Genomic DNA, 26,473 nt, shown 5'->3' on the forward strand with positions numbered 1-26,473 from the left:
GAGGGCTGCGTTTTTTCATGGTGGTGAGAGGGCCCGGCCCTCTCGGCCCGTCCTCAACGTGCCAGGTCGGGCAGCTCGATCTTGACTTCCAGCACCTCGAGGTTGTCCTGGCGCTCCAGGTGCACCTTGATGTCTTGCGGGCTGATCGACACGTATTTCGAGATCACCTCGACCAGCTCGCGCTGCAGCGCCGGCAGGTAGTCGGGCCCGACCGTACGGCCGGCCCGCTCGTGGGCCAGGATGATCTGCAAGCGCTCCTTGGCGACGGTGGCGGACTTCTTCTTCTCGCCCAGTAGGAAGGAGAGGAACGACATGCCTCACCTCCCGCGGAACAGACGCTTGAAGAAGCCGGGCTTGACGGCATCGACGAAGCGCATGGGTTTGTCTTCGCCGAGGAACCGGGCCACGACGTCCTTGTAGGCTTCGGACACGTCACTGTCCTTGAGGTGGATCGCCGGCACGCCCTGGTTGGACGCCTGCAGCACCGTCTCCGACTCGGGGATCACGCCGATCAGCGGGATGCGCAGGATCTCCTGGATGTCCTCGAGCGACAGCATCTGCCCGTCTTCGACCCGGTGCGGGTTGTAGCGCGTGATCAGCAGATGCTCCTTGACCGACTCCGCGCCGTCGATGGCGCGTTTGGTCTTCGAGCTGAGCATGCCGAGGATACGGTCCGAATCGCGCACCGACGACACCTCGGGGTTGGTGACCACCAGCGCCTCGTCGGCGAAATGCATCGCCAGCAAGGCGCCGGTCTCGATGCCCGCGGGTGAATCGCAGACGATGTATTCGAAGCCCATCTCGGCCAGGTCTTTCAGCACCCGCTCGACACCCTCCTTGGACAGTGCGTCCTTGTCGCGCGTCTGCGAGGCCGGCAGCACGAACAGGTTCTCGCACTGCTTGTCCTTGATCAAGGCCTGGTTCAGGTTGGCCTCGTTGTTGATCACGTTGATCAGGTCGTAGACCACGCGCCGTTCGCAGCCCATGATGAGGTCGAGATTGCGCAGGCCGACATCGAAGTCGATCACCGCAGTCTTGTGGCCTCTGAGTGCGAGGCCGGACGAGAAGCTCGCGCTGGTGGTGGTCTTGCCGACGCCTCCCTTGCCGGAGGTCACCACGATGATTTTGGCCATCAGTTGCGGGTCCTTTTATAGATTCTGGTTCTGCCGCCCCGGATGCAGGCGGCTGGCTCGTCAGGGTTTCAAGGCTTCCATCACCAGCTTCTCGCCGACCAGGCGGATCTGCGCCGCCTTGCCTGCCACCTCGGGCGGCAGCGCGGTTTCGGTGGTGCGGTAGATGCCGGCGATGGACACGAGTTCGGGTTCGAGGCAGGTGGTGAAGATGCGGGCGTCGGTATTGCCCCGCGCCCCTGCGATGGCCTTGCCACGCAAGGGGGCGTAGACGTGCACGTTGCCGTCGGCAATCACTTCGGCACCGAAGCTCACGGCGGCCAGCACCACCACATCGGCGCCGCGGGCATAGACCTGTTGCCCGGAGCGCAGCGGTCGGTCGACGATCACGGTGCCGTTGACGGCGGCCGGCACCGGCACCTCGCGAAACACTTCGACTTCTTTGACCACTTGCTGCACCACCGTCTCGGCCGGTGCCGGTGCCGGCGGCGCAGCGCCGGCGTCGGGGGCGTCGACCAGGCCGCGCTCGCGCGCGGCGGCAGTCTGCTCGGCGCTGCCGCCGCGCACGGCCATCGGCGCCATCTTGAAGCGGCGCAGCAGCGCCAGCAGCGCGTCGACATCGAGCGCGGGCTCGGCGTCCTGCACGCTGCCGAGGTCGATCACCACCGGGTCTTGATCGAACAACCCGGGGGAGTCGGCGAGTCGGGCTTCGAGCGCTTGCTCCAGCGCCTGCAAGTCGGATGACTTCAGCACCACGGCCAGCAGCGGCAGCGTGGCGCTTTTCAGATCAAAGATGGCAGGGGCGTTCCCTGGGGCAGCAAGGGCCATGGAGCAGCTAACACCTCGAAAGGTGTGGAGTTTACCGGCAGGCCAGCGGCCAAGGCCGTTGAGCCAGCCCGAAATCCCTCTATCCGTCCCTCTGTCAGGGCTTCGACGCCATGCGCCGCGCCGGCCACACCGGCGGCCGCGCCACTCGCGTACCCCGGATTTGCGTGATCCGCCGGTCGCCCATAGGATCTTTCCTGCCTCGACTCGGAGGCAGGGAGAGACGCATGCACAAGCATGGACCGGGCTTGTCGGTTTCATCGGGTGCGCCGGAACTCGGCATGGCCCCCCAGCATCGCGCCTGGGCGCTGCGTGCGCCGTGCCGGTGGCTGGGCGCGGTGGCGCCGCGGCTGCTCGGTCGTCTTGCCGCCGATGCCTTCAGCTACACCCGCAGCCGCCACACGCCCACGCGCGACGTGCCGCCACCCGGTGCCCAGCGCTTCGAGATCTACGGCGCGCCGGGTGTCGAGCACGGCTACCTGTGGCGCCGACGTGGCCCCGGCGCCTTGCTGGTGCACGACTGGGGCGCCGACAGCAGCAGCATGCGCGGCTTCGTGCGGCCGTTGCAGCAACTCGGGTTTCGCGTCGCCAGTTTCGACGCGCCGGCACACGGCATCTGGCCGGGCAACACCACCACCTTGCGCGACTTCAGTGCCAGCGTCGAGGCCGCGATCACCAGCCTGGGCGGCGTCTCGGTGGTGATCGCCCACTCGGTCGGCTGCATCGCCGCGGTGGCGGCGCTGGCCCGCGCCGGCGGCCTGCCCGAGCCCACCCGCTGCCTGGTGCTGCTGGCCCCGGCTGCCTCATGGCGGCGTGTGATCGACACCTGGGCGGCCGGCCCCGCGGCGGTGCCGCCCAAGGTGCTGCAGGAGATGCTGCGCGAGCTGCAGCGCCGCGAGGGCCTGCCGCTGCATCACTGGGATGTGGTGGCGCTCGGCCGCCAGCTCTGGGCGCCGACCCTGGTGCTGCACGACCCCGCCGACCCCGACGTGGCCTTTTGCCAAGCACAGCAGATCAGCCGCTGTTTCGTGTCGGCGCGCTTGCAGCCGGTGCCCGGCCTCGGCCATCACCGTCTGCTCGGGTCCGCCCATGTGCGCTCGGAAGTGGCACGCTTCGTCGCGGTCCACGCACGATTGCTCCCCAGCCTGCCACCCGGCATGCCGGCGCTGCGCCAGTGAGGCCGCCGCGACGAGGCGGCGTCAGCTGAGCGAGGCCAGTCGGCTCGCGACGTCGTAGGCGCGCGCGTCGATGTCGCGGACGTTCTGCATGCCGGCGGCCATGCGCAGCTCTTCCTGCGCGTCCTGCCAATCCTTCTGGCTCTTGTTGAGCGTCGAGGAGCCCAGCCGCGTGACGCGCCAATAACGTTCGCGCAAATCCTCGGCCCCGACCTCGCAGTCGACCAGGCCGGCGCGCTTCAGCGTCGCAAGGGTCCGGCTCAAGGTGGTCGAGTCCATCAACAGGCCCTTGGCCAGTTCGCCCGTGGTGACCCGTCCACGCTCCTTGACGACGGACAAGATCGTGAACTGCGTGATCTTGATGCCGTGCCGGCTGAGCTTGGCGTCGTAGACCTTGGTGATTGCGCGAACGGCCTGTCGGAGCGTTCCGCAATGGCACAGAAGTCGGATCGGGGTGTCGGACATGGCTAGCTTGTAATTTTGAGCCGCTGAACAAGAGGTATAGGCGAGGGCCCGTCAGCGCGATGCAGCGGGCCCTTCGTGCACGAACGATGCCCGTGCCGGCAGCGAATGGTAGAGCTTCCCAGTACAGTGAGTCGGACGATCGCGGGGTATCCATGTGTCGCCGTAGGGCATGCGACGCAACCGGTTGTGGCGCCGGGCGCAAGCGTGTCGCAGCCCGGCCATCGTCCAAGGCCCTTGCCGGGCCGCGCCTGTTCATATGTTGATCGCGGTCGCACCTCGCGCGCTTAGGAATATCCCGTAGCCTTTCGGGCCTGTTGTTTCACATCTTCGTAAACTGCTTTGCACCCGTGGGCGAACGTCCAACAGGTGAACCAGTGCGTGCACTCACCTGCCGCCGCCGGCGCACTCCAAGGAGAGCGACCAGGCCGAGCAGCATCAACCCCCATGTCGACGGTTCGGGTGCCGCGGTGACGGTCAGATCAAGATAGTCGCGTCCGTAGCGCGGCACCAGGTGGAACAGCGTCGGATCTGCGTTGCTGCCGAGCGACGCGAAGGTGCCGCTCAGGCCGCCCGCCGCCGTCAACACCCGGTAGGTGCCGGGCACCATCGCCGAGCCCATCTCGACCCACAGGTCGATGCCGCCCAACACCACCGCGCCATCGGCCGAGATGCGGTCGAAGCTGTCGGCTGTCTCGACCTCGATGTCGAGCACCCCGCCCGTCAACAGCACCCGCGTCGCCTGCAGCTGCGCGCGGCCCACCTGTCCCTTCAGGCCCGCGCCGAGGCTGCCGCCCTGGATCAACAGGTCCGACGCCTGCAGCGCGCCGGCCACCCACGTGGCCGCGGTGTCGTCTTGCTGGACATAGCGGCCTCGCCCGCGCTGCACACCGAGCCGACTGCCCTCGCCGACCTCGAGCACCCCGGCGTTGCGCAGCTCGGTGTCGAGAAGCAGCACGGCACCTTCTTGCAGGCGCAGTCGCCCGGTGTTGCGCTCCAGGCCGGCGAGTGCGTTGTGGTCGGCCCCCGTCGCGGGGTTGACCAGCTGCGCCTGCGGGCCTTCGAGCCACAGCGTCGCGGCGTTCTCGCGCAGGCCCACCGGCGTGCGGCCGTCGGCTTCGAGCCCCAGCCGCAACGCGATGCGCCCATCGCGCATCACGTAGTGCCCGCCTTGCAAGCGGCGGTGATCGGCGTCCCACTGCGCCAAAGGCGCGTCGACGTCGATGCGGGAGCGCACGGCCTCCAGCGTGCCGGTGTTGTCCAGCGGCCCGACGAAGCGCAGCCCTCCTTCACCTTGGCTGCCAACGGTGCCGCGGTTGCGGAACGGCGAGCGGATCTCGGTACGGCCCGGGCCGCTCTTGAGGTAGTGCCCGTCGTTGTCGAATCCGGCGAGCGCGATGCGCGTCGGTCGGCGCCCATCGCTCCCGTCGCGGCTCGGCGTGCCACTCGGGTTCGTGTCGCGGAAGATGGCGCTGCCACCGACGAGCACGCGACCGCTGCCGAACAGGTCGCCAGCGCCGTCCCATTGGTTGTCGCCGTCCAGCTGGAGTGTGGTGTCGAGCCGCTTGCCGAACACCGGTGCACCATCCTCGCCACGGTATTGCGCCTCGCCGCTCAACCACGCCCCCTCCAGCACGCGGATGCCTCCCGACGCATGCAGCCGCCCAGCCCCCCACTCGAGCGTGGTGAGCCGCAGCCGGCCGGCCACGTCGACGCTGCTGTAGGCCGTGCCGACCTGTGTCTCACTGCGGTAGAGGGTCCGGCTTTCCTCGACCTGCAAGGCCCCCGCCAGCAGATCGTCGGCCACCTCGAGCGACGCACCGCGCCGCACCTCGATGCGCCCGCCTCCACCCAGCCATGCGCCCGCGCGGAACACCGCTCGCGTCTCGTCCAGGATCAGCCGGCCTTCATTCAAAAAGGCGCCGGCGCTGAAGAGATGCGCATTGGCGGCCGGCGTGTCGGGGTCGGCGTCGGCGTCGGGGTCCGGTGTGGCGCGCAAATACACCGTGCCTTCGCGCGCGACGTTCCAGTCGCCGGTGCTGTTCAAGCCCGAGCCGAACGTGGTCAGCGAAAAGCGACCCAGGTCGACATTCAGCGTGCCGCTGTGCAGCACATCGGCACTGCGGTAGAGGCTGATGCCGTAATGGCCGCCTTGCACCGTCAAGGTCCCGGCATTGCGCCACGTCGTGCCCGGGCCACCGTCGACGTTGACCTGCCCTTGCAAGACGTTGAAGAAGCCGTGGTTCTCGAAGCTGGCGCCGGGCGCGCGCAACTCGACGTTGGTGCCGGCGATGCCGGTCTTCTGGTAGAGCCCGTGGTTGACGAAGCGGCCGCTGCCCAGCGTCAGTTGATGCTGGTTCTCATTCGCATGGTCCTGCCACCACCCGGCAGCACCGACGCGCAGCTCGCCGTCGACCGACAGCTGCGAGCCATCGTCGACCCACTGCGTGGGGCCACGCCACTCGACATCGGCCGACGCTTCGATATGACGCGTAGGGCCGCCTTCCAACCTCACCGCACCGGCCACGATGAAGCGCAGCGTGCCGCCCGGCGAGGCCTCGGGCGAGGTTCCCAACGCACCGCTCGCCCACAGCAAGCTGCGGGTGGTCAGCGCGCCGCCGCCTTGCAGGCGCCCGTCCCGCAGGCTGAGCGCCGCGAGCCAGGAGCCGTTGTCGGCGATGTGTAGCGACCCGCCTTCCATCGTGAGCCGGCCATTGCCCTGCACCCGTCGCAGGCGGAAGTCGCCTTCGCGCACGCTGGTGTCGTGGTCGCCCAGCTGCACGTCGACCGTGTCCGCGAGCGGCAGGCCCGCGGACCAGTTGTCGCTCAGGTCCCAGAACGACTGACCTTCGCCCGCACCGCCGGTCCACACGGTCTCGACGGCTGTTGCACTGCCGACGCAGAGCAGGAGGGGGAGCGCGCGCGACCAGCCAGACGCGGACAGCCGTTTGTGGACGGCGCACGCGGCACCCGGCGCAGGCCGGACGCGCACGGTAGAGGTGGTGCGCTTCATGTAGTTTGTCTCCTCGGCAGAAGGCGAATACTTCAGCATCGCGGTGGAGCGACGACGACCTGCGCGAGGGATGACCCGGGTACAGCGACGGGCGTGAGTGCGAGGCTGGAGGCCCGATACAGACGAGCAAAAAGGCTGCCGACCGCTTGGGGGGCAGCCTTGGGCGGGTCACCGGTGGGAGGGCGACACCGCGGCGTCGCCCGAGGCCGGGGCCTCAGAGCCCGGCGTTCTTGAGCCGGTTGGCGTGCGAGCGGTAGAACGCGACTGGATCGGACGCGAACCAGTTGCGCAGACCGAACACATGGTTGACCTCATCCATGTGGTTCCAGCCATAGTCGTCGCGTAGCACCTGACCCCAGCGCGACGAGCAGCGGCCGACCAGGCCGTCGTTGGCTTCGCCGTTGAAGACCAGCCCGGCCATGCCCAGCATGGCGTCGCCGACGTCGAGCACATTGGTCAGCGTGGACGTGCCACTGGCGGAGTAGTAGCGCACGCCGTTCACCGAGGCCGGCCCTTCGCCACATGCCGTGGTGGGCGCGCCGGCTGGAAAGCGTGCGTTGAAGCTGGCCGCCCCTTCGGTGGTCAGCGACAACATGGCCGCCTCGGAGTTTTGTGGGAGCGAGCCGCCACCGGACAGCACGTTGATCAGCTTGGCAAAGCCGTTCACGATGGCCGACACCAACGCGATGCTGCCGGTGGCATCCGTGCCGCGCTTGATGAGGTCGGCCACCGGGCTGCCCTGGTGCGGCGTGCCGACGGTGGTGACCGAGGCCACCAGGCCCGGGTCGACCGCGGCGACGTAGCGCACGCTCTGGCCACCATGGCTGTGCGCGATCAGGTTGAAGCGGGTGTGCCCGTAGGCGGCGCGCAGGCGACGCAGTTCGGCCAGCAGTTGCTCACCCCGCATTTCGGAGCTGTGAGCAGCCGACTCCTGACTGACGAAAACCTGGGCGCCGCCGGAACGCAGCGCCGACGGGATGCCGAACCAGTAGTCGGCGATGCCGACCGAATCGAAGCCGAAAACGCCGTGCACCAACACGATGGGGTATCGGGTGCGGGCATAGTCGTCGGCGTGGGCGGGGGTGGAAGCGAGCAACTGTGCGCCGGCGATCATGGCGGCGGCCACAAGAGAGCGTGCATGTCTGCAGGTCACGGAGAACTCCTGTCGAGGTTGCCGCGCTGCGTGCCGGGCGCGAGGCGACGGCCGCGGCAGAGCGCGGTGCTCGAATTGAAGGGGGACTGCCACGCTTGAGCGCCCAGGATTAACCCAGCGATGCGGCGCAGCAAAGTGATCAGGACGGCTGGAAGACCGGCACTGGCTCGCTGAACCGATCACGCCACCCCCCTATTCAGGGGGGATACAACGTCGCCTACATGACAGCCGGGCTCGCGCGAACACCGCACCCCGCGCGCCGCGCGCAGGTGGGGGATGTCGCCGCCCGTCCCAGCGAGACGTCGCGGCCCGACCTTTGGTTTGGTTACGTCACCCGGGCGGGCGCTGTCCGAAAGTTGCCTTGGCAGCAGATCCGCGAAGGGCAGTGGCTCGCGGGGCTGAAGGGGCGACCGCCCCTGCACATCCAACCCAGATCTTTTGGAGGAACCATGAGAACCAAAGCAGGTACCGAGGACCTCTGTGACGTGCTGCGCCGTATCGAGGCGCTCGAACTCGACGCGGTGAAACACCGCTTGATGCAGACCGAAGGGGGGGCCGACTGGGACGCGCAGCGGGCCGATGCCGCCGAGTTGGCCTACCGCCGCTATCTGGTGTTGCGGGCCAAATACCCCCGCCTGGACTTGAGCCCGACCGAAGAAGCGGACGCCTTCTGGCATGCGCACATCCTCGACACCCGAAAGTACGCGCGCGACTGCCGCTGGGTTTTCGGCCGCTATTTGCACCATGTCCCCAGCCAGCATGGGAACGACGTCGACGATGCGTCGCGACAGCGAGCCGCGGCGCGACGCATGGCCGAGTTGCACGAGCGGGAATTCGGGGTGCCGCCGATGCCGAAGACGCAGTGTCTGGCCGACCCGACCCGGGCGTGGGAGCCGCCGGACCTCGACGGGGACCGCGTCGGGTGCGACCCGATCGTCTGGGCCTCGCCACGCACGGCCGTACCTTCGCGCCGGAAGGACGCGCCGTGGGGCGCTGGCTCGCAGTCGATGGCCTATTGCATGTAGCGTGCGGCTGACCCGCCACTGGCCGCCGTCCGTGCCGCTCACCACCCCGGAGATGACGAAGATGACCCCACGCGCTACGTCGGTGAAAACCGCCGATGACTTCCGCTTGCTGGAGCGCTCACGCCTGCAGGCACTGGTCGAGTGCGACATGCCGCGCGCCCTGCCCTTGCATGCCGTCGACTTTCAGCTGATCACGCCGAGGGGCGCCAGCTACACACGCGACCAGTACCTGCAGGAAGTCGAGAGCGGCGGCCTGCGCTACTTGAAGTGGGACCCGGAAGACATCGCCGTGCATGCGTTCCCCGAAGTGGCCGTGCTGCGCTACCGCGCCCAGCTCGAAATGGACTCGGGTTCGGGCGCACCCGCCCGTTTCGTGTGCTGGCACACCGACACGTATGAGTTGCGCGAAGGCCTTTGGCAGGTGGTGTGGTCGCACGCCACGGCGGTGAAGTAGCTGCCGCAGCGGCTGGGGAGCGGCGCGACACCGGCCCTCCCCCTCTTGCCCGGTCGTGCCCCGCACAACGACCCTTCACAGCGTGACGCCTGCCCCCCCGGCGTGGGTCGAATACACCTTGGGCTGCGGCGCCGCGGTGAGCGGCGCCAGCGATTCGGCCAACAGCTCCAGCGGCACCGGCTTTTCCAGCACCTGCACGTTGCTCTCGCTGCCCCGCAAGGTGCGCGCATCGGCGGCGTCGCCGGTGATCAGGATGGTCAGCGCCTTCGGAAAGAGCTTGCGAGCGAACATCACGACGTCGAGCCCCGAACTCGCGGGCAAGCGGTAGTCGGCCAGCACGCCGTCCCAGTCGTGCCGGGCCGACTTCAACAACTTGATCGCCGTTTCGGCATCGCGTGCCACTTCGACCTCCAGCCCCCAGGAACGCAGCAGCTCGGCGGTCGTGTCGCCCACCAGCACATCGTCTTCGACCAGCAGCACCCGCCCGTGGAAAGACGGCGCGATACCGGCGATACGCACCGGTTCGGGCCGGGGTGCGAGCGGAATGCTGACCGTGAACGTGGTGCCCTCACCGGGCTGCGAAGCCAGCGTGAGCGGGTGCTGCAGCAAGGCGCTCATGCGTTTCACGATCGACAGGCCGAGGCCGAGGCCCAGCGCCGGGTTGCGCTGCGGATTGCCCAACTGGCGGAATTCCTCGAACACCACCTCCTGCTTGTCGAGCGGGATACCTTCGCCGGTGTCGGCGACGAGCACGCGGGCCTCGCCGTCGGCCTCCTGCACGGAGATGCGCACGCTGCCCCCGGCGCCGGTGTATTTGATGGCGTTGCTGACGAGATTGCGGAGCATGCGCCCGAGCAAGGCCTTGTCGCTGCGCACGGCGCAGCGACAGGCGTCGATGCTGAAGTCGAGTCGCTTTTGCTGGGCCGCGGCCGAAAACTCCTCGCCGATGGTCTGCAACAGCCCCTGCAGGTCGAACTCGGCATAGGTGGGCTGGATCAGGCCGGCGTCGAGCTGCGAGACATCGAGCAAGGCATTGAGCAGATCGACGAGGTTGGCAACCGATCGGCGCAGCCGCTCGATGGTTTCGGCATCGCCCCCGTGCTGGTGGCGCGCGGCCAGCAAGGCGATGTTGAGGTGCATGGCCTGCAGGGGCTGACGCAAGTCGTGGCTGGCGGCGGCCAGGAAATGCGTCTTCGACAAGCTGGCCTTGAGCGCCTCGTCGCGCGAACGCCGCATCTCCTCGGTGGCGTCGGACAGCTGATGTTGGCGCAAGGCCAGGTTCTCGGCCATCTGGTCGAGCGTGGCGCCCAGACCACTGAACTCGATGTCGTTGAGCCGGGCCAGGTCGGTGCGCGCGCCCAAGTCGCCTTCGCGCCAACGATTGGCCGTCTCGGTGAGCCGTGAAAGCGGCCCGTACAGACCTCTGCGCGCCACCATCCACGCCAGCGCGAGCGCCAGCGCCACGGCGCCCAGCACGGTGGCGGCGCGCCGGACCGCCATCTTCCACACCGGTGCGAGCACTTGCTCACGCGGGAAGGTCAGCGTGACCGCCATGCCCTGCAAGGCCGTGCTGGGCGGCACGTACCCGACGATACGCTCGGCCCCGCCCTCGCCGGGCAAGGCCGCGGCGCCGGGCTTCGCCTGGCCAAGCAAGCGTCGCAAGTCGGGGGAGACGGTGCTGCCCATCGCCCCGGTGTCCGGGAGTTCGATCAACACGGTGCCACGGCGGTCGGTGACGACCAGGTTGGCGCCCGGCGGCAAGGGGTTGTCGGCCAGGCGGCGCGACAAGCCGGTGAGGCTGATCGAGGCCCAGACGACACCGATCACGTGGTCGGCGTTGTCCTTGATCGGGTAGCTGTAATGGAACACCGGTTCCTGGGCCGCCTTGGCGTAGGCGTACTCGCCGACCGTGAACTCGCCGCTCAACACCGCCTGCTTGAAATACCAGCGGTCGGCGTTGTTGGCGGCCTTGAGATCCCGCACGTAGGGCACGCCGACACAGTAGACATTCCCCTCGGCATCCGAGGCGCCGACGGTGAAGGCGCTCTTGAAGCGCCGTTGCAGTGTTTCGAGATACGCGTAGCACGCGGCGGGGTCGCGGTTCTTCACGACCGGGGTGGCGGCCACCGCGACCAGCAGCTCGCGGTAGCCCGTCTCCAGCTGCTCCAGCTGGCGGCTGACGAGCTCGGCCTGACGCTGTGCCTCTTGGAAGGCGGCCTCCTCGTGCCGCTTGAACTGGTGAACCTGCTCGATCGTCTCCACGACCATCACGGGCGCCAGCGCAACCAGGACGAGGGCGACCAAACGCGTGCGTAGCTTCATTGCGGACAGAAGAGGACGAGGGGGTCGGGGCCGGCCCGGCTGTTCTTGCTTGTGCTGGGAGACGGCGTGGGGTGCGCCGCATGCCTCACGGGCCGGCCTAGCTCCGGCTGCCCGCAGTCACCACTCTAGCTTGCAATGCAGCGGGGGGCCATCGTCCTTCCCGCCGCATGTAAGACATTTGTCAGGTTTCACCTGAGAACGTCCACAGGCCTCTGGCAGGACGTGCGCCAGACGTGCCGGGCCGAAGGCCGGTCAGAGGGGCACCTGGCCAGCCCCCGAAGGGGCTCACACCCCAGGCGGTTGTCCAAGCAGCAGCACCAAAGGACAGCGTCAGGGGGCTGCGCCGAAGGGGGTGATGCGTCAGGCTTCGCGGCGCATGCGCGCCGCGAACAGCTCGGGGATCGACACCTCGCGCGGCCCCGGGATCAGCTCGAAGGGCTCGCCGGCGGCGATCTGCCCGGGCTCCCGCACCGCAAGGTAGAAGCCGCAGTAGCCCGATTGCGCCATCATCCGGGTGGCCTGCTTGAACCCCATCACAGCCTGGAACTTGAAACAGGGGAAGCGCGGTGCGCTGACCGCCAGCGTGCAGCCCGGAAAGCGCAGCACGTCGCCGACCCACACGCCGGACTCGAGCAGCCCTTCGAGGGTCAGGTTTTCGCCCAGCGCGCCCGGGGGCAGCGTTTCGGCGCCCCACGGCGCGAGGCCGGCCTGGGCCCGCACCGTGTTCCAGAACGCGTAGTGCTCGTGGGGATAGGCGTAGACCGCCTTGTCGAGGCCGCCATGCACGTCCGGATCGGCCTGCTCGTCACCTGCCAGGCCCAGGGGACGCACCCCGACGGGCCCGGTCGCCGGCTGTTTGACGTAGCCGGTCATCACCTCGCGCCCGGCGATGGTCATCGGTCGCACCAGCCCCACATTCACCGTCAACACCCGCGGCATGTCGTCTCCTCAAGCCGGGCGCGACACGCTGGCGCGGTAGCCACCGGGGGCGCTCTGCACCGCTCGACGGCCGTTCGGGCCGGTCAGCCACTGAACCAACAGCTTGGCCGCCGGGTGTCCGCCGCGGAAGGGGCGCATGGCATGGTAGACATCGTCCAGGCGCGGGTCGCCTTCCACGATCACGCCCAGTTGGCCGCGTCGGCGGGCGTCGGCATTCCAGGTCGGACGGTCGACCAACACGTAGGCGCGTTCGGCATTCGCCAACGCCAGCGTGTCGCCCATGCCGGCACTGCTGCGTACGTACCACCCGCCCGGCGCGGCCACACCGGCAGCCTTGAACAGGGCCGCGTCCTTCAGTTGTGCACCAGAACGGTCGGCGCCACCGACGAACTTGGCCTCGCCGCGCGCGCCGGCCTCGGCGACTGCGGCCAAGGCGCGCACCACGTCGCGCTGGCCCTTCAGCCCCAGCGGATCGCGGCCGCGCCCCTTGCCGCCCTGCAGCGGCCCGGCCAGCACGAAGTCGCACGCCGCCACCGGGCGCCGGTCGTGCACCAGCCCCTGCTTTTCCAGCGACGCTTCCAGTTCAGGGGCGTGCGTGAGGGCGGCGTCGAGTTCGCCGCGCTCGAGCAGGCCGAGCAGCTTGCCGCTGGCGCCCGGCACCAGTTGCACCGCCAGACCGGCGTCGTGCAGGAAACCTTGCTGCAGCCGTTTGGCCAAGCCGCCGTCGACCAGCGAAGTGGCGACCCCGAGCAACAGCGGCTCCTGCTGCGACCGGGGCGCTGCCCAGGTGGGGAGTGGGACGGCGGCGCCGAACAGGACGGGCAGGAAGTGGCGGCGGGGCAAGCGCATGGTGGAGACACCGGCAAACGACAAAACGGCAATGAACGCGGGCGGGCAGGCGGCGCGCGACGAGCGCGCATCTTAATCAGGAAGCCTGCCGGAACAGGCAGGAGCGCGTCCGCTGCCACACTTGTCCCGCCAGGCGGACCGGTGTCTCGCTTATGCATCGCCTCATTCCAGATACGCATAAGGGGGGGTCGGCGGCGGGTTACCCCAGGATTACACTCGGGCCTGGTCGCCTCGCCTGGGCGGCTTTGCGTCGCCACCCGCCGCAAAGCCGCATGCCGCCTCGACACAAGCCGCGCACGACGCTTGCTTATCCAGGTGCCGGCAGCTTCTGGCTGCCCCGACCCCGGACGTAACCCGCTGAAACCCAGCGGGCCGCGCGGCATCCGGAAAGCCACGTGACAGCAGCCGCCCGCTGCACCCGGTTTTCCGAATCCCGTGCTTTTATATGTTTGGAGAATCCATGAACCAGCCTGTCATGCAGGGGCTGCAGCTGAATGCGCCCCCCTATGTCAAGAACGCGAAGCTGCTCGCCTGGGTGGCCGAGGTGGCGGCGTTGACACAGCCCGACCGCCTGTACTGGTGCGACGGCAGTGAGGCCGAATACGACCGGCTGTGCCACGAATTGGTGCAAGCCGGCACCTTCAAGAAGCTGAACGAAGCCAAGCGCCCCAACAGCTACCTCGCCTGGAGCGATCCGAGCGACGTGGCGCGCGTCGAGGACCGCACCTTCATCTGCACGCAGAACAAGGAAGACGCCGGCCCGACCAACAACTGGGTGGCCCCGGCCGAGATGCGCGTGACGCTGCAGACCGGGCCCAACGCCCTGTTCAAGGGCTGCATGCGCGGCCGCACGATGTACGTGGTGCCGTTCTCGATGGGCCCGCTCGGCTCCCCGATCGCCCACATCGGCGTCGAGCTGTCGGACAGCCCGTATGTGGCCGTCAACATGCGCCTGATGACCCGCATGGGCCAGGCCGTGTATGACGTGCTGGGCGTCAACGGCGAGTTCGTGCCCTGCGTGCACACGGTCGGCGCGCCGTTGCAGCCGGGTCAGAAGGACGTGTCGTGGCCCTGCAACCCGACCAAATACATCGTCCACTACCCCGAAACCCGTGAAATCTGGAGCTACGGCTCGGGTTACGGCGGCAACGCGCTGCTCGGCAAGAAGTGCTTTGCGCTGCGCATCGCCTCGACCATGGGCCGCGACCAGGGGTGGCTGGCCGAACACATGCTGATCCTGGGCGTCACGTCGCCCGAGGGCAAGAAGCGCCACGTCGCCGCGGCCTTCCCCAGCGCCTGCGGCAAGACCAACTTCGCGATGCTGATCCCGCCGGCCGGCTTCGAGGGCTGGAAAGTGACGACCATCGGCGACGACATCGCCTGGATCAAGCCCGGTGCCGACGGGCGCCTGTACGCCATCAACCCGGAAGCCGGCTATTTCGGCGTCGCCCCGGGCACCAACGTCAAGACCAACCCGAACTGCATGGCCTCGCTCGGCCGTGACGTGATCTTCACCAACGTGGCGCTGACCGACGACGGCGACGTCTGGTGGGAAGGCATGACCGACACGCCGCCGGCCCACTGCATCGACTGGCAAGGCCAGGACTGGACGCCGGCGCTGGCCGCCGAGACCGGCCGCAAGGCGGCACATCCGAACGCCCGTTTCACGGTGGCTGCCACCAACAATCCGGCGCTTGATGCGCAGTGGGACGACCCGCGCGGTGTCGCGATCGACGCCTTCATCTTCGGCGGCCGCCGTTCGACCACCGTGCCGCTCGTCACCGAGGCGCGCAACTGGACCGAAGGTGTCTACATGGCCGCGACGATGGGCTCCGAGACCACCGCCGCCGCCGCCGGCCAGCAAGGTGTGGTGCGGCGCGACCCGTTCGCCATGCTGCCCTTCATGGGCTACCACATGGCCGACTACTTCCAGCACTGGCTCTCGCTCGGCCAGAAGCTCGAGGCGGGCGGGGCCCAGCTGCCCAAGATCTATTGCGTGAACTGGTTCCGCAAGGGCGACGACGGCAAATTCGTCTGGCCCGGCTTCGGCGACAACATGCGCGTGCTGAAGTGGATGCTCGACCGGGTCGAGGGCAAGGCCGAGGGCACCGAGCACGTGTTCGGCGTGTCGCCGCGCTACGAAGACCTCGAATGGAAGGGTTCGGGCTTCAGCCCCAAGCAGTACGAGCAGGTGGCGAGCATCGATTTGTCGGCATGGCAGCAGGAGTTCCGGCTGCACGATCAGCTGTTCGACCAGCTCGGCACCCGGGTGCCGGGCGCACTGCTCGCGGTGAAGCGCGAGTTCGAGGCGCGCGTCGGCTGACGACACCGCGGTCGGGAAGACCGCACTCGCATCAAGGCGACCCCACCGGGCCGCCGTCACAAGGGCACCTGCGGGTGCCCTTTTTCATGCGCCGCCCGCTTCAGGGCGGGGCGCCTGTGCCACATTTTTGGGCATTTGCCAGTCCTTTTATCAGGTCAGACGCACCAATTGGCAGATGGTCAAGATTAACATGTTCACAAACGTGTCCATCGCTTGTGAGCGCCTACTGCGAGCAATAGCATCGCGTGGCCATGCATCCCAGCCTCTACATCCGGAGGTCCCGGTGCAAGGCGCGGATAACGGTCCGCGCGGTGCCCGGCCTCCCACACGGAGGCACTTTGATGCCTGACGCCCGCTCCACCCGCGGGCGCCAGGGATCCTGAACGGCAGCCCGCGGCCACCGTCCGAACCCGGACGGCGCATCGTGGCCCATCGCCGGGGCCGAAGCCGATGCCGCTGCTGCTTTCATCTCGACTTGCGAGGTCTCTTCCGATGAACCGCCGACCCTCCCACCCTGCCCTCCGTCGTGCAGCCTGTGCCATCAGCCTGGCCGCTGCCACCGCTTGTTTGCTTGCGCCTCACGCCGCTTTCGCCGGCGGCCCTGCGCAGCCCACCGCCGGCACGCCGACCTTCGGCGCCGCCGCTGCCAACGGTGGCTCCGGGCCTGCCACCGACCAGCTGATCGTCAAATACCGCAGCAGCACCTCAGCCCCGCGTTTCGGTGCCACTGCAGCCCAGCAGCGGCCCCAGACCGGTGCCGCGCTGGCACGTTTCGGCGTGCAGATGCAGGTGCAGCGCCAGCTGGCACCCGACACCCAGGTGGTGAGGCTGTCCCGCAAGCTGGCCGCCTCGGAAGCTGCCGACCTGGCCCGTAGCCTGGCCGCCGACGATCCCAACGTCGAATACGCCGAACCCGACCGGATCATGACGATCCAGGCCACGCCGACCGACCCGCGCTACGGCGAGCAATGGCAGTACTTCGACCGCACCGGCGGCCTGAACCTGCCGGCCGCCTGGGACCGCGCCACCGGTTCGGGTGTCGTCGTCGCCGTGCTCGACACCGGCTTCCGCCCGCACGTCGACCTGAAAGCCAACCTGCTGCCCGGCTACGACTTCATCAACGACAGCTTCGTCGGCAACGACGGCAACGGCCGTGACGCCGACGCCAGCGACCCGGGCGACGCGATCCGCGCCGGCGAGTGCGGCGGCGGTCAGCCCTTCTTCGACCAGCCCAGCAGCTGGCACGGCACCCACGTCGCCGGCACGGTGGCGGCGGTGGCCAACAACAGCACCGGTGTCGTCGGCGTCGCCTTCAATGCCAAGGTGCTGCCGGTGCGGGTGCTGGGCAAGTGCGGCGGCTATACCTCCGACATCGCGCAGGCCATCATCTGGGCCTCGGGCGGCAGCGTCTCCGGCGTGCCCGCCAACCCGACGCCCGCACGCGTCATCAACCTGTCGCTCGGCGGCGGCGGCGCTTGCGACCGCACCACGCAAGACGCGATCAACACCGCACGCCAGCGCGGCACCGTCGTGGTGGTCGCCGCCGGCAACGAGAGCCAGGACGCGGCCAACTCCTCGCCGGCGAGCTGCCAGGGTGTCGTGACGGTGGCGGCCACCAACCGCAGCGGCGGGCGGGCCTCCTACTCCAACTTCGGCAGCACCGTCGAAGTGGCGGCACCGGGCGGCGATACGCGCAGCGGCGAGTCGGGCGGCATCTTGTCGACGCTCAACACCGGCTCCACCTCGCCCGGGTCCGACAGCTATGCCTACTACCAGGGCACCTCGATGGCCAGCCCGCACGTGGCCGGCGTCGTCGCCCTGGTCCTGGAGCGCAACCGTCAGCTGAACCCCGACCAGGTGTCGTCGCTGCTGGCCAGCACGGCCCGGGCCTTCCCCTCGTCCTGCAGCGGCTGCGGCCGAGGCCTGGTTGACGCCGCGGCGGCGGTGGCCGCGGCGGCCGGCGGCGGCGGCGGCGGTGGTGGTGGTGGCGAACAGCCCGGCACGGTGAGTGAATCCGAGCCGAACGACACGCTGCGCGAAGCCGACGTGATCAGCCAAAGCGGCAGCGTGGCCGTGGGCGCGATGGACCGTGCCGGCGACCGCGACTTCTACAGCGCGACCGTGCCGGCCGGCGGCACCCTGAACGTCAAGCTCGCCCCCGGCGCCACGGCCGACTACGACCTGTACGTCTGGAACGCCAGCGGTCGCCTGGTCGGCCGCAGCATCCGCGGCGCCGGCGAGCGTGACGAGGTGACCTTGGTCAACCGCGCAGGTGCGGTGCCGTATTACGTCGAAGTGCGCTACTACGACGGCGACACGGGCCGCGACGAAGGTCGCTACACGCTCGATTTCTCGTTCTGAGTTCTCGTTCTGTGGCGCGGCGGCGGCCCGATCGGGTCGCACGCCGCCGGGGCCTGGCGGCCCCATGTAAAAAGCCCGCAGCATCGGCTGCGGGCTTTTTGTTTTCCGGCGTGGCAGGCTTGTCGCCTGCGTGCGGTTCAGCGGTCGAAGTCGCCGTCGAAGCGGCAGGCGGCGGCGCGCAGATCGGCGGCGAACCCGGGCTGGCTGCGCTCGTAGTCGCGCGCCATCTCCAGGACCGCCTGGACCGACTCGTAGGGGCTGGGTTCACGGCGGAACACACGGCCGAGGGCGGAGACGCCCCGCTCGGCGCCGGTCAGCACGGCGGCGAACACATGGGCCAGGGCAGCCGCGCCACGCGGCGCGGTACGAGGGGCTGCGACATGCAGTTGAACAGTGGTGGCGGTCATGATGTTGTTCCTTTTTTCGGGGTCAGGTCAGCGGGCAAAAGCGGCAGCCAGGTAAGCCTGGGCTGCGGCCCGCAGTTCGGCCGCTTGGTGTGGCTGGGAGCCCTGGTAACGGGCGGCCAGGCAATTCAGGTCGTGGGCCACCCGCGCGGCATGCGGTCGCCCCGCCAGAGGCCGGAACGGGAGGCTTGCCAGGTGCAGGGCCCAGGCGGCGATCGTGGCGATCGCTGCGGCTCCGCGAGGCGCGACGTCGCGCGGGGCGACTTGCAGTTCGACGGTGGTGGGTTGCATGGTGAGGTCCTGTTCGGTTCTGGTACGGAACGAAGTATGGGGTTAACCCTAGGTATGCATCCAATGAATTGTGTGAATCTTCGACATTCACCAATCGCATAACTTCGATGAACTTCCGCACCCTCGACCTCAACCTGTTGCGCGTGTTCGACCAGGTGATGGCGGAGCAGAACCTGACGCGCGCCGCGGAGCGCCTGGCCATGACGCAGCCGGCCGTCAGCAATGCACTGCGCCGGTTGCGCGAGGCGGTCGGGGACGAGTTGCTGGTGCGCACCGCCTACGGCGTCAAGCCGACGGCGCGTGCCGAAGCGCTATGGCCGGAGGTGCGGGCCGCGTTGGGCCGTCTGCGCGAGGCGCTCGACCCGGAGACGTTCGACCCGACGGTCTCGGAAGCCACCTTCCGGCTCGCGATGGCCGATGCCACCGCGGCCACCTTGATGCCGCTGCTGGTGGCCGGCATCGAGCGCCTGCAGGCGCTGGCCAACGTGCGTGTGTTTCCGCTGACCACCCGCGACCCGCGCGCGCTGGTCGAGCGCGGCGAGGTGGATTTCGCGATCGGCTACTTTCCCGACGCCATCGCGGCCCTGACCGCACAGGGCAGCACGGCCTCCCTGCAGCACCAGCGTCTGTGGGACGGCGAGTATGTGTGCGTGATGCGCAAGGGCCATCCGCTGGCCGACGCGGCGCTGACGCTCGACACCTTCTGCGCCGCCCACCACCTGCTGGTGAGCTTTTCAGGGCGCGCCCATGGTTTCGTCGACCAGGCGCTGGCCACGCTGAACCGCACGCGCCGCATCGTGTTGACCGTCAATCAGTTCTTCACCGCCGGGCGCGTGGTGTTGCACTCCGACCTGCTCACCGTGCTGCCACGCGACTTCCTGCCCGCCACCGGCTTCGAGCGTGAACTGCTCGCCAAGCCACTGCCGCTGAATCTGCAACGGGTGCACGTGGAGGTGCTGTGGCACCGGCGGCATGAACACGACCCGGCACAGCGTTGGATGCGCGAGCAGATCTTGGCCGCCGGCGCCCAGCGCGACAGCCGAGGTCGCCCAAGCGACGCGCTGCTGGACGCCGGCTGAGCGGCGCTGGCCTCAGACCGCGACGCGCTGGCGCCCCTCGCCGGTCACGGCGCAGCCGGAGGTGCCCAGAAAGCCGAAGTCGAGCGCCGGCCGGCGGCCGCTGATCAGTTCTGCCACCGCCCGGCCGGAGCCGGCGCCATGGGTCCAGCCCAAGGTGCCGTGCCCTGCGTTGACCCACAGGTTGGGGAGCCGGGTGCGGCCGATGTAGGGAATGTTGGTGGGCGTGCTCGGCCGCAACCCGGTCCAGAAATTGGGCTCGCTGAGGTCGGCCACGCCAGGGAACACCTCGTCGTAGCGGCGCACCAGCGCATCGCAGCGCACCCGGGCGGTGGGTGTGTCGAGACGGGTGTCGTAGCCGGCGAGTTCGGCGGTACCGGCAATGCGGATGTAGTCGCCCAGGCGCGAGATCGCGATCTTGCGGGCGTCGTCGATCATGCTGACCACACTCGCCCGTTCGGGGTGCCGCAGCCGCAACGTGGCCGAATAGCCTTTGGCCGGATAGATGTTGAGCGCCACGCCGAGCGGACGCAGCAAGGGAGCGGTGTACGACCCGAGGGCCGCGACGAAGACGTCGCCTTGCAAGGTGGCCGGCACGCCGCTGACACGGTCGCGCACGCGCACGCGCTCCACCCGCCCCCCTTCCACGTCCAGGCCCAGGATGTCGTGCTGGTAGAGGAACTGCACCCCCGCCGCCTCGCAGCGACGCGCCAGGGCCTGCGTGAACACGCGGGCGTCGCCCGACTCGTCGCTGGGCGTGTAGGTGCCGCCGGCGATCTGCGGCGCGAAGCTGGCCAGCGCCGGTTCGATGGCCAACACCTGCTCACGGGTCAACACCTCGCGGTCGACGCCGTAGCGGCGCATCAGGTTCGCCGCGGCAGCGCCGGCGTCGAGGTCCTTCTGCGACGAGAAGAAATGCAGGATGCCGCGCTCCAGGCGCTGGTACTCGATGCCGGTCTGGGCCACCAGGGCCTTCAGCGACTCATGGCTGTAGCGACCCAGCGCCACCAACTGGCGCACGTTGCGCTCGAAGGCGCCGTCGTGGCACTGCATCAAGAAGCTGAGGCCCCAGCGCCACTGCTGCGGGTCGAGGCGGGGGCGAAACAGCAGCGGCGAGTCGTCGCGCGCCAGCCACTTCAGCACCTTCAACGGCGCTTCGGCGTTGGCCCACGGCTCGCAGAAACTGACGGAAATCTGGGCGCCATTGGCGAAGCTGGTCTCCTGCGCCGCGTCGCCCTGGCGGTCGATCACCACCACCTCGTGCCCCTCCTGCCGCAAATACCAGGCAGTGCAAACGCCGATGATGCCGGCGCCGAGGACAAAAACTCGCATGACAAGCTCCTTGTGAGTGCTTGGGTCGGTTCAGATTCTGATGGGCAGCACGAGCAGTTGCACGGCGGCCCAGGCCATGGCGACCGCGACACCCATGTCGATGGCCCGCCACACCCGCGGCTGGCGCAGCCAACGGGACGCAGCGGCAGCGCCATACCCGAGGGCCGAGAACCACAGCAGCGAGGCAAGCCCCGCGCCAGCGACGAAGGCCCCTTGCGCCGCGCCGGCGTGCTGGGCGCCGAGGCTGCCCATCAACACCACGGTGTCGAGGTAGACGTGGGGGTTCAGGTAGGTCATCGCAAGCGTGGCGACCAGCGTGGCGCCCAACGGTTGGGCGGCGCCACCGGCCTCGAGCACAGCGGTCCCCGGCGCCCAGGCCCGCCTCAGCGCCTGCACGGCATAGACTGCCAGAAAGGCGCCGCCTGCAAATCGACACACTTGTAACGCCATCGGTGAGGCGGCGATCAACCGGCCGAGGCCGAACACGCCGGCCGCGGTGAGCAGCCAATCGGAGAGGGTGCACACGGCGATCACGGTCCCGACATGTGTGCGCGCCAGCCCTTGCCGAAGAACCAACGCGTTCTGGGCACCGATGGCCACGATCAGGCCCGCCATCGTCAGCAGGCCCTGAAGGCCGGCAGCGGTGATCACGGCGACCGGGACTTTGTCGGACAGGGTGGCAGGCAACACGGCGTCGAGCATGACCGGGATTCTCGGCAGCGCCGCACCCGGCGTGAAGGAAGATGAATATTCTTCCTGTTACATTAGCTGTGCTTATGCATCACTTCGATCCCGCTGCCCTCGACTGCCTTGCCGCGCTGGTCGACGAAGGCAGTTTCGAGCGCGCCGCACAGCGGTTGTCGATCACGCAGTCGGCCGTGTCGCAACGCCTGCGCGCACTCGAACAAGAGGTGGGCCAGCTGCTCGTGGTGCGCGCCCGGCCGCTGCGGCTGACCGAGCCCGGCAAGGTGCTGCTGCGTTTCGCGCGGCAGTGGCAGGCGCTGCGGGCCGACGTCGCGCGCGAACTGGAGGAAGGCGCCAGGCCCGACGAGCGGTTGCCGATCGCGGTCAACGCCGACAGCCTCGCCACCTGGGTGCTGCCGGCGCTGGACCCGCTGGTGCAGCAAGGGGTGTCGCTGGAAATGGTCGTCGACGACCAGGACTTCACGCACGACTGGCTGCGCCAGGGCGCCGTGCTCGGTTGCGTGTCGACCGTACGCCAGGCCTTGCGCGGCTGCCGGGTGGTGCCGCTGGGGGTGATGCGCTACATCGCCGTCGCCAGCCCCGGCTTCGTGGCCCGCGAGTTGGGCGGCGGCCTCACCGGCGCCAACTTCGCGCAGGTGCCCTTCCTCGTGTTCAACCGCAAGGACGACATGCAGGCGCAATGGGTGTCGCATGCGTTCGGCGTGCGCAGTCCCCGTTTGCGCGAGCGTTTCGTGCCGTCTTCCGAAGCTTATGTGCGAGCCGTGTTGATGGGGTGGGGTGTCGGCGTGGTGCCCGAGTTGCAGGTGCGCGAGCAGCTGGCCGACGGCAGCCTGCTGCCCTTGCATCCGCAGGTGCAGGTGGAGGTGACGCTGCACTGGCATCAATGGAAGCTGGGCAGCGAGCAACGCCCTGCCGTGCGGGCGGCACTGCTCGACCGCATCGGCCAGGCCCTGCTCGACGGTGCCGCCGCCGCGCTGGCACCGCCCGCAGCGCAGTCCTTGGGGATCGGAGATGACGTCACGCCCTGACGACACCCTGGGCCCGGGCATTGCCGCCGGCCTCGCCGCGGGCGCCTTGTGGGGCCTGGTGTTCGTCCTGCCCCGGGCGGTCGACGCATATTCCGGCCTCGAAGTCAGCTTCGGCCGCTATGCCGCCTACGCCGCCCTCTCGATCGGGGCGCTGGCCTGGGGCTGGCGCGACATCCGGGTCCATCTGACGCCGAGGCGGGTGGGGGCTGCGCTGATGCTCGGCTGGGTGGGCAACAGCCTCTACTACCTGTTGGTCGTGAGGGCGGTGCGCTGGGCCGGCACCGCCCTCACCGGCCTGATCATCGGCACCTTGCCGCTGTGGCTGCTGTGCATCGGCCGCCCGGCCGGGCTGCGGCCGGCCCGGCTCGTGCCGGGCGCCGTCTGCACCGCTGCCGGCCTCGCGCTGATGTACTGGAGCACCACCGCCCAGGACGGCGCCGGCCCCCGCTTCACGGCAGGGGTGGCGTGCGCCACCGCGGCGCTCGCGTGCTGGACCGCTTATGCGATGCTCAACGCCCGCTGGCTCAAGCGCGAGCCGTCGCTCCCCAATGCGGTGTGGACCCATTTGCTGGGCGTCGCCACGCTGATCGGACTGCTGCCGCTGCTCGCGTTCAACGAAGCGCCCGCCGCCACACCGGCTATGCGCGAGGCGCAGGCCGGGCTGTATGCGGCGGTCTCGCTGACGATGGGGTTGGGTGCGTCCTGGCTCGCCACCTGGCTCTGGAACATCGCCAGCCGCCGCTTGCCGACCTCGCTGGCCGGCCAACTGATCGTCAGCGAAACCTTGTTCGCGCTCGCTTACGGCTATCTGTATGAGCAACGCTGGCCGCAGCCGGCTGAATGGGCTGCCGCGACGTTGTTCACGCTCGGCGTCGTGTGGGCCGTCCGCAGCCACCGTTGAGGGGGTCGGCGGGGGGCCGGGCAGAATGGAGGCCGGCTCGCCCTCGCCCGCCAGACCGCGACCGCGGGCTTGCTGGCCCGCCGCTTTCGTCTTTCGCCCTGTCTGTCCGCTGCGCTCCCTTGGCTGCTACCGACCGTCTTCCACCTGCTTGCGCTCCTGCCCGATGCACCGGCGCGCCACCCTGACCCGTTTGTCGCGATGGGCTGCCGCCCTCGCTTTGGGCAGCCTGTTCGGTTCCTCGCCCCACCGGCCGCCGCTGCAGAAGCCGGTGGCGCCGCGCTTCGGCGACGACCCCTTCAGGCTCGGCGTCGCCAGCGGCTGCCCGCGCCCCAGCTCGGTGGTGTTGTGGACCCGGCTCGCGCCGGCGCCTTACGAGCCGGGTGGCGGTCTCGCACCCCGGCCGGTGGCGGTGCGCTGGGAGCTGGCCCACGACGAACATTTCGCGCAACGGGTGCAAACGGGCGAGGTGTGGGCGCAGCCGCAACATGCCCACAGCGTGCACGTGCAGGTGACCGGGCTGGACAGCGACCGCCGCTATTTCTTTCGGTTCATCGCCGGCGGCGTCGCCAGCGGCGTCGGCCGCACCCGGACGGCGCCGCGCGAGGATGCAGCGGTCCAGCGGCTGCGCATCGCGCTGGCCTCGTGCCAGCACTATGAACAGGGCCGCTTCGCGGTGCACCGCGAGATCGCGTGGCGCGACCTCGACTTCGTGCTGTTTGTCGGCGACTACCTCTACGAGTCGTTCCATCCGCACTTCCAGGTGCGCCTGCACGAGGGACCGCCGCCGACACGCCTCGACGCCTTCCGCCGCCGCCACGCGACCTACAAGCTCGACCCCGACCTGCGCGCCGCCCATGCCGCCCACCCCTGGGTGCTCACCTGGGACGACCATGAGGTCGAGAACGACTATGCGAGCGACCGCTCCTGGTTGGGCGGTGACCCGCAGTCGTTTCTGCGCCGGCGCGCCGCTGCCTACAAGGCCTATTTCGAGCACCTGCCGATCGCACCCGACATGGCGCCGACCGGCGCCTTCATGCGCATCCACGATCGCTACACCTGGGGCCGGCTGGCCGAGCTGTGGACGCTGGACCCACGGCAGTTCCGCAGCGTGCAGGCGTGCTCGCTGGGGCGCCCGGTGGGGGGTGGCCGCGTGCTGATCGACTGCGACGAGATGGACGACGAGCGGCGCACGATCTTCGGTGCGGCGCAGGAACAGTGGCTCCAGGAAGGGCTGCCCGGCAGCACCCGCACCTGGAAGCTGCTGGGCCAGGGCAGCCAGATCAGTTCGTGGGGCGTCGACACGCCCTTCGGCCGCAGCGTGCACAGCGACAGTTGGGATGGCTATCCACAGGCCCGCGAGCGCTTGCTGCGCGGCATCGCCGACGCCCAGGTACACAACGTCATCGCGCTCGGCGGCGACGTACACCGGCATGTCGCCGCCCACCTTCGGCTGCGGCCCAACGACGACGAAACGCCCATCGTCGCCAGCGAATTCGTCACCAGCTCGATCACCACGCGCGGCATGCCGGGCGCCGCCATGGCCTTGATCCGCAGTGCCAACCCCGACCTGTTGCACGCCCGGGGCGACGAGCGCGGTTATGCGCTCGTCGAGCTGCGGCCCGATGTCGCGCGCTGCGAGTTCCGGGCCACCGCGTTCCCGGTGACCGAAGCGGCGCAGCTGCACACGCAGGCGGTGTACGCGGTGGAACGCGACCGGGCGGGCGTGCAACGGGAAGCGTGAGCACCTGCTCGGCCGCCTGAAGGGGGCTCGCGCCGCAGTGCCCACAAGATCACCGGCAAGCCTCGACCCAACCCTGCGTCTGTACCCCTTTCACCCTTGAGTTCGGGATATCGGCGGCGCGAGCAGACGCGCACACTGCAGGACATGAGGTGCGCTTGCAGGATGCGCGCCTCGCTGTCGAGAGGTTCGCAATGGGCAGTTTTCATCTCCCGGCCTGGCTGCAGCCATGGATGCGCCAACAGACCCCAGAGACCGTGCAGGACCCGGCCGACCTGGGCACCGAACTGGGCTTGGAGATCCACCTCGCCGCCCAGGCGCAGACCCAGCCGGTGCGTACCCCGGCAGCGACGGCCCCGGACCCTTGGCCGCGACTGCCGCTCGCATCTTCCGCACCGTCGGAAGACTGAAGCAGCCGCTGGCAACCCGCCATCGGCGAGCGCCGGCGGCTGCGTCGGGCCGCTCAGCGCACCAGCAGCACCGGCGTCTTGCAATTGGCCAGCACGTTGGTCGCCACCGACCCGAGCACCAGGTTGCCGAGCGCCGAATGGCCGTGCGACCCCATGACGACCAGATCGAAGCTGCCCGCCGCCGCCGTCTTCGAGATCACGTCGGCCGGATGGCCCACATGGAAGCTGGTCTCGGCCTTGAGACCCCGGCCCTCGAGGAAGGTCCGCACGGGCGCGAGGACCTTCTCGGCTTCGTCGGCGTAGTACTCCGTGAGCGTTTGCTTGTCGATCACCGCGGCCGCCCGGGCGGGCACCGCCGGCACCGCCGTCAAGACCGTGTATTGCTGCTGCGGCCCGAACAGTTCGCCGTGCGTCGTCAGGTAGCCCAACATACGTTGGGTGAATTCGCTTCCATCTACAGCAATCAAAATCTTCATCGAACGGCTCCTGTTGTCATCAGTGTGAACGGGTGGTGAGGATGTCACCGCGGCAGGCGTCCGGCCTTGACCGGCATCAAG

At 69.1% G+C, this 26,473-nt stretch carries 24 protein-coding genes; 10 read left to right on the forward strand and 14 right to left on the reverse strand.

Translation table 11 applies throughout. From position 1 onward, the window contains the following. Positions 1 to 53: 53 nt before the first annotated feature. Genes minE through minC form a run of 3 tightly spaced genes read right to left on the reverse strand, consistent with a single transcriptional unit; the run spans position 54 to position 1,958 of the window. Complete coding sequence (gene minE / locus AAW51_RS27160; RefSeq protein WP_047197117.1) at positions 54 to 314, reverse strand: cell division topological specificity factor MinE; 261 nt, start codon at positions 312 to 314, stop codon at positions 54 to 56. 3 nt (positions 315 to 317) lie between these two features. Then, complete coding sequence (gene minD, locus AAW51_RS27165; protein WP_047197118.1) at positions 318 to 1,133, reverse strand: septum site-determining protein MinD; 816 nt, start codon at positions 1,131 to 1,133, stop codon at positions 318 to 320. 60 nt (positions 1,134 to 1,193) lie between these two features. Beyond that, positions 1,194 to 1,958, reverse strand: a complete 765-nt coding sequence (gene minC / locus AAW51_RS27170) for a septum site-determining protein MinC (protein ID WP_047197119.1) — start codon at positions 1,956 to 1,958, stop codon at positions 1,194 to 1,196. Positions 1,959 to 2,236: 278 nt separating this feature from the next. Here minC and AAW51_RS27175 point away from each other — a divergent pair, with 278 nt between their 5' ends. Continuing rightward, positions 2,237 to 3,133, forward strand: coding sequence for an alpha/beta fold hydrolase (locus AAW51_RS27175; RefSeq protein WP_047197120.1), 897 nt, complete (start codon positions 2,237 to 2,239; stop codon positions 3,131 to 3,133). A gap of 21 nt (positions 3,134 to 3,154) precedes the next feature. Here AAW51_RS27175 and AAW51_RS27180 read toward each other — a convergent pair whose 3' ends face one another. From AAW51_RS27180 to AAW51_RS27190, 3 genes are all read right to left on the reverse strand, one after another. Next, complete coding sequence (locus AAW51_RS27180) at positions 3,155 to 3,595, reverse strand: MarR family winged helix-turn-helix transcriptional regulator (RefSeq protein WP_053013952.1); 441 nt, start codon at positions 3,593 to 3,595, stop codon at positions 3,155 to 3,157. A gap of 319 nt (positions 3,596 to 3,914) precedes the next feature. Then, entirely contained in the window at positions 3,915 to 6,605 is a 2,691-nt protein-coding gene (locus tag AAW51_RS27185; RefSeq protein WP_047197121.1) for a PEP-CTERM sorting domain-containing protein, read from the reverse strand. Positions 6,606 to 6,819: 214 nt separating this feature from the next. Next, positions 6,820 to 7,758, reverse strand: a complete 939-nt coding sequence (locus AAW51_RS27190; RefSeq protein WP_417903590.1) for an esterase/lipase family protein — start codon at positions 7,756 to 7,758, stop codon at positions 6,820 to 6,822. A 449-nt stretch (positions 7,759 to 8,207) separates the two neighbouring features. Between AAW51_RS27190 and AAW51_RS28640 the strand changes: the two genes are divergently transcribed. Together AAW51_RS28640 and AAW51_RS27200 are read left to right on the forward strand one after the other, a co-directional pair. Continuing rightward, the gene (locus AAW51_RS28640; protein WP_157360087.1) at positions 8,208 to 8,783 is read left to right on the forward strand and encodes a glycine-rich domain-containing protein; all 576 of its coding nucleotides are present in this window, start codon (positions 8,208 to 8,210) and stop codon (positions 8,781 to 8,783) included. A gap of 61 nt (positions 8,784 to 8,844) precedes the next feature. Then, on the forward strand, positions 8,845 to 9,237 hold the full coding sequence (locus AAW51_RS27200; protein ID WP_238947708.1) for a nuclear transport factor 2 family protein: 393 nt from the start codon (positions 8,845 to 8,847) through the stop codon (positions 9,235 to 9,237). 75 nt (positions 9,238 to 9,312) lie between these two features. Here the strand turns inward: AAW51_RS27200 and AAW51_RS28645 are convergent, their stop codons facing one another. The 3 genes from AAW51_RS28645 to AAW51_RS28650 all read right to left on the reverse strand — a co-directional run bounded on the left by AAW51_RS28645 (position 9,313) and on the right by AAW51_RS28650 (position 13,347). Beyond that, complete coding sequence (locus AAW51_RS28645) at positions 9,313 to 11,559, reverse strand: hybrid sensor histidine kinase/response regulator (protein WP_083438628.1); 2,247 nt, start codon at positions 11,557 to 11,559, stop codon at positions 9,313 to 9,315. Positions 11,560 to 11,919: 360 nt separating this feature from the next. Continuing rightward, positions 11,920 to 12,498, reverse strand: coding sequence for an MOSC domain-containing protein (locus tag AAW51_RS27210; protein ID WP_047197122.1), 579 nt, complete (start codon positions 12,496 to 12,498; stop codon positions 11,920 to 11,922). 9 nt (positions 12,499 to 12,507) lie between these two features. Beyond that, entirely contained in the window at positions 12,508 to 13,347 is an 840-nt protein-coding gene (locus tag AAW51_RS28650; RefSeq protein WP_053013955.1) for a substrate-binding domain-containing protein, read from the reverse strand. 460 nt (positions 13,348 to 13,807) lie between these two features. On the opposite strand from AAW51_RS28650, the gene AAW51_RS27220 reads away from it, so the two are divergent. Then, positions 13,808 to 15,670, forward strand: coding sequence for a phosphoenolpyruvate carboxykinase (GTP) (locus AAW51_RS27220; protein ID WP_047197123.1), 1,863 nt, complete (start codon positions 13,808 to 13,810; stop codon positions 15,668 to 15,670). 492 nt (positions 15,671 to 16,162) lie between these two features. After that, complete coding sequence (locus AAW51_RS27225; RefSeq protein ID WP_047197124.1) at positions 16,163 to 18,031, forward strand: S8 family peptidase; 1,869 nt, start codon at positions 16,163 to 16,165, stop codon at positions 18,029 to 18,031. Between the two features lie 137 nt (positions 18,032 to 18,168). Here the strand turns inward: AAW51_RS27225 and AAW51_RS27230 are convergent, their stop codons facing one another. Further along, the gene (locus AAW51_RS27230; RefSeq protein ID WP_047197125.1) at positions 18,169 to 18,438 is read right to left on the reverse strand and encodes a hypothetical protein; all 270 of its coding nucleotides are present in this window, start codon (positions 18,436 to 18,438) and stop codon (positions 18,169 to 18,171) included. A 27-nt stretch (positions 18,439 to 18,465) separates the two neighbouring features. Continuing rightward, positions 18,466 to 18,726, reverse strand: coding sequence for a hypothetical protein (locus tag AAW51_RS27235; protein WP_047197126.1), 261 nt, complete (start codon positions 18,724 to 18,726; stop codon positions 18,466 to 18,468). Between the two features lie 107 nt (positions 18,727 to 18,833). On the opposite strand from AAW51_RS27235, the gene AAW51_RS27240 reads away from it, so the two are divergent. Continuing rightward, the gene (locus AAW51_RS27240) at positions 18,834 to 19,805 is read left to right on the forward strand and encodes a LysR family transcriptional regulator (protein WP_047197127.1); all 972 of its coding nucleotides are present in this window, start codon (positions 18,834 to 18,836) and stop codon (positions 19,803 to 19,805) included. 12 nt (positions 19,806 to 19,817) lie between these two features. Here the strand turns inward: AAW51_RS27240 and AAW51_RS27245 are convergent, their stop codons facing one another. Together AAW51_RS27245 and AAW51_RS27250 are read right to left on the reverse strand one after the other, a co-directional pair. Next, entirely contained in the window at positions 19,818 to 21,134 is a 1,317-nt protein-coding gene (locus AAW51_RS27245; RefSeq protein WP_047197128.1) for a D-amino acid dehydrogenase, read from the reverse strand. A gap of 30 nt (positions 21,135 to 21,164) precedes the next feature. Continuing rightward, the gene (locus AAW51_RS27250) at positions 21,165 to 21,836 is read right to left on the reverse strand and encodes a LysE/ArgO family amino acid transporter (protein WP_169788095.1); all 672 of its coding nucleotides are present in this window, start codon (positions 21,834 to 21,836) and stop codon (positions 21,165 to 21,167) included. A 74-nt stretch (positions 21,837 to 21,910) separates the two neighbouring features. On the opposite strand from AAW51_RS27250, the gene AAW51_RS27255 reads away from it, so the two are divergent. The 4 genes from AAW51_RS27255 (at position 21,911) to AAW51_RS27270 (ending at position 25,916) form a co-directional block, all read left to right on the forward strand. Further along, positions 21,911 to 22,867 (forward strand): LysR family transcriptional regulator ArgP, encoded by a 957-nt coding sequence (locus AAW51_RS27255; RefSeq protein WP_047197129.1) that lies wholly within the window; start codon positions 21,911 to 21,913, stop codon positions 22,865 to 22,867. Next, complete coding sequence (locus AAW51_RS27260; RefSeq protein WP_047197130.1) at positions 22,851 to 23,768, forward strand: DMT family transporter; 918 nt, start codon at positions 22,851 to 22,853, stop codon at positions 23,766 to 23,768. The genes AAW51_RS27255 and AAW51_RS27260 overlap by 17 nt, the downstream gene beginning before the upstream one ends. Before the next feature lie 163 nt (positions 23,769 to 23,931). Continuing rightward, entirely contained in the window at positions 23,932 to 25,509 is a 1,578-nt protein-coding gene (locus AAW51_RS27265) for an alkaline phosphatase D family protein (protein WP_047197131.1), read from the forward strand. A 230-nt stretch (positions 25,510 to 25,739) separates the two neighbouring features. Then, positions 25,740 to 25,916: a hypothetical protein gene (locus AAW51_RS27270; RefSeq protein WP_157360088.1), complete on the forward strand. Its 177-nt coding sequence runs from the start codon at positions 25,740 to 25,742 to the stop codon at positions 25,914 to 25,916. Between the two features lie 53 nt (positions 25,917 to 25,969). Here the strand turns inward: AAW51_RS27270 and AAW51_RS27275 are convergent, their stop codons facing one another. Then, complete coding sequence (locus tag AAW51_RS27275) at positions 25,970 to 26,392, reverse strand: universal stress protein (protein WP_047197133.1); 423 nt, start codon at positions 26,390 to 26,392, stop codon at positions 25,970 to 25,972. Positions 26,393 to 26,473: the final 81 nt, after the last annotated feature.

Origin of the sequence: Caldimonas brevitalea (assembly GCF_001017435.1) — a bacterium.
Classification (GTDB): Bacteria; Pseudomonadota; Gammaproteobacteria; order Burkholderiales; family Burkholderiaceae_C; genus Caldimonas; species Caldimonas brevitalea.

Bases quoted from the DNA above. Each gene is read 5' to 3' on its own strand.
- AAW51_RS27265 (WP_047197131.1), top strand. From the start codon at position 23,932: ATGCACCGGCGCGCCACCCTGACCCGTTTGTCGCGATGGGCTGCCGCC.
- AAW51_RS27235 (WP_047197126.1), bottom strand. From the start codon at position 18,726: ATGCAACCCACCACCGTCGAACTGCAAGTCGCCCCGCGCGACGTCGCG.
- AAW51_RS27255 (WP_047197129.1), top strand. From the start codon at position 21,911: ATGCATCACTTCGATCCCGCTGCCCTCGACTGCCTTGCCGCGCTGGTC.
- AAW51_RS27210 (WP_047197122.1), bottom strand. From the start codon at position 12,498: ATGCCGCGGGTGTTGACGGTGAATGTGGGGCTGGTGCGACCGATGACC.
- AAW51_RS27220 (WP_047197123.1), top strand. From the start codon at position 13,808: ATGAACCAGCCTGTCATGCAGGGGCTGCAGCTGAATGCGCCCCCCTAT.
- AAW51_RS27260 (WP_047197130.1), top strand. From the start codon at position 22,851: ATGACGTCACGCCCTGACGACACCCTGGGCCCGGGCATTGCCGCCGGC.
- AAW51_RS27275 (WP_047197133.1), bottom strand. From the start codon at position 26,392: ATGAAGATTTTGATTGCTGTAGATGGAAGCGAATTCACCCAACGTATG.
- AAW51_RS27270 (WP_157360088.1), top strand. From the start codon at position 25,740: ATGCGCCAACAGACCCCAGAGACCGTGCAGGACCCGGCCGACCTGGGC.
- AAW51_RS27245 (WP_047197128.1), bottom strand. From the start codon at position 21,134: ATGCGAGTTTTTGTCCTCGGCGCCGGCATCATCGGCGTTTGCACTGCC.
- AAW51_RS28645 (WP_083438628.1), bottom strand. From the start codon at position 11,559: ATGAAGCTACGCACGCGTTTGGTCGCCCTCGTCCTGGTTGCGCTGGCG.
- AAW51_RS27240 (WP_047197127.1), top strand. From the start codon at position 18,834: ATGAACTTCCGCACCCTCGACCTCAACCTGTTGCGCGTGTTCGACCAG.
- AAW51_RS28640 (WP_157360087.1), top strand. From the start codon at position 8,208: ATGAGAACCAAAGCAGGTACCGAGGACCTCTGTGACGTGCTGCGCCGT.
- AAW51_RS27175 (WP_047197120.1), top strand. From the start codon at position 2,237: ATGGCCCCCCAGCATCGCGCCTGGGCGCTGCGTGCGCCGTGCCGGTGG.
- minC (WP_047197119.1), bottom strand. From the start codon at position 1,958: ATGGCCCTTGCTGCCCCAGGGAACGCCCCTGCCATCTTTGATCTGAAA.
- AAW51_RS28650 (WP_053013955.1), bottom strand. From the start codon at position 13,347: ATGCGCTTGCCCCGCCGCCACTTCCTGCCCGTCCTGTTCGGCGCCGCC.
- AAW51_RS27230 (WP_047197125.1), bottom strand. From the start codon at position 18,438: ATGACCGCCACCACTGTTCAACTGCATGTCGCAGCCCCTCGTACCGCG.
- minE (WP_047197117.1), bottom strand. From the start codon at position 314: ATGTCGTTCCTCTCCTTCCTACTGGGCGAGAAGAAGAAGTCCGCCACC.
- minD (WP_047197118.1), bottom strand. From the start codon at position 1,133: ATGGCCAAAATCATCGTGGTGACCTCCGGCAAGGGAGGCGTCGGCAAG.
- AAW51_RS27225 (WP_047197124.1), top strand. From the start codon at position 16,163: ATGAACCGCCGACCCTCCCACCCTGCCCTCCGTCGTGCAGCCTGTGCC.
- AAW51_RS27180 (WP_053013952.1), bottom strand. From the start codon at position 3,595: ATGTCCGACACCCCGATCCGACTTCTGTGCCATTGCGGAACGCTCCGA.
- AAW51_RS27200 (WP_238947708.1), top strand. From the start codon at position 8,845: ATGACCCCACGCGCTACGTCGGTGAAAACCGCCGATGACTTCCGCTTG.
- AAW51_RS27185 (WP_047197121.1), bottom strand. From the start codon at position 6,605: ATGAAGCGCACCACCTCTACCGTGCGCGTCCGGCCTGCGCCGGGTGCC.
- AAW51_RS27250 (WP_169788095.1), bottom strand. From the start codon at position 21,836: ATGCTCGACGCCGTGTTGCCTGCCACCCTGTCCGACAAAGTCCCGGTC.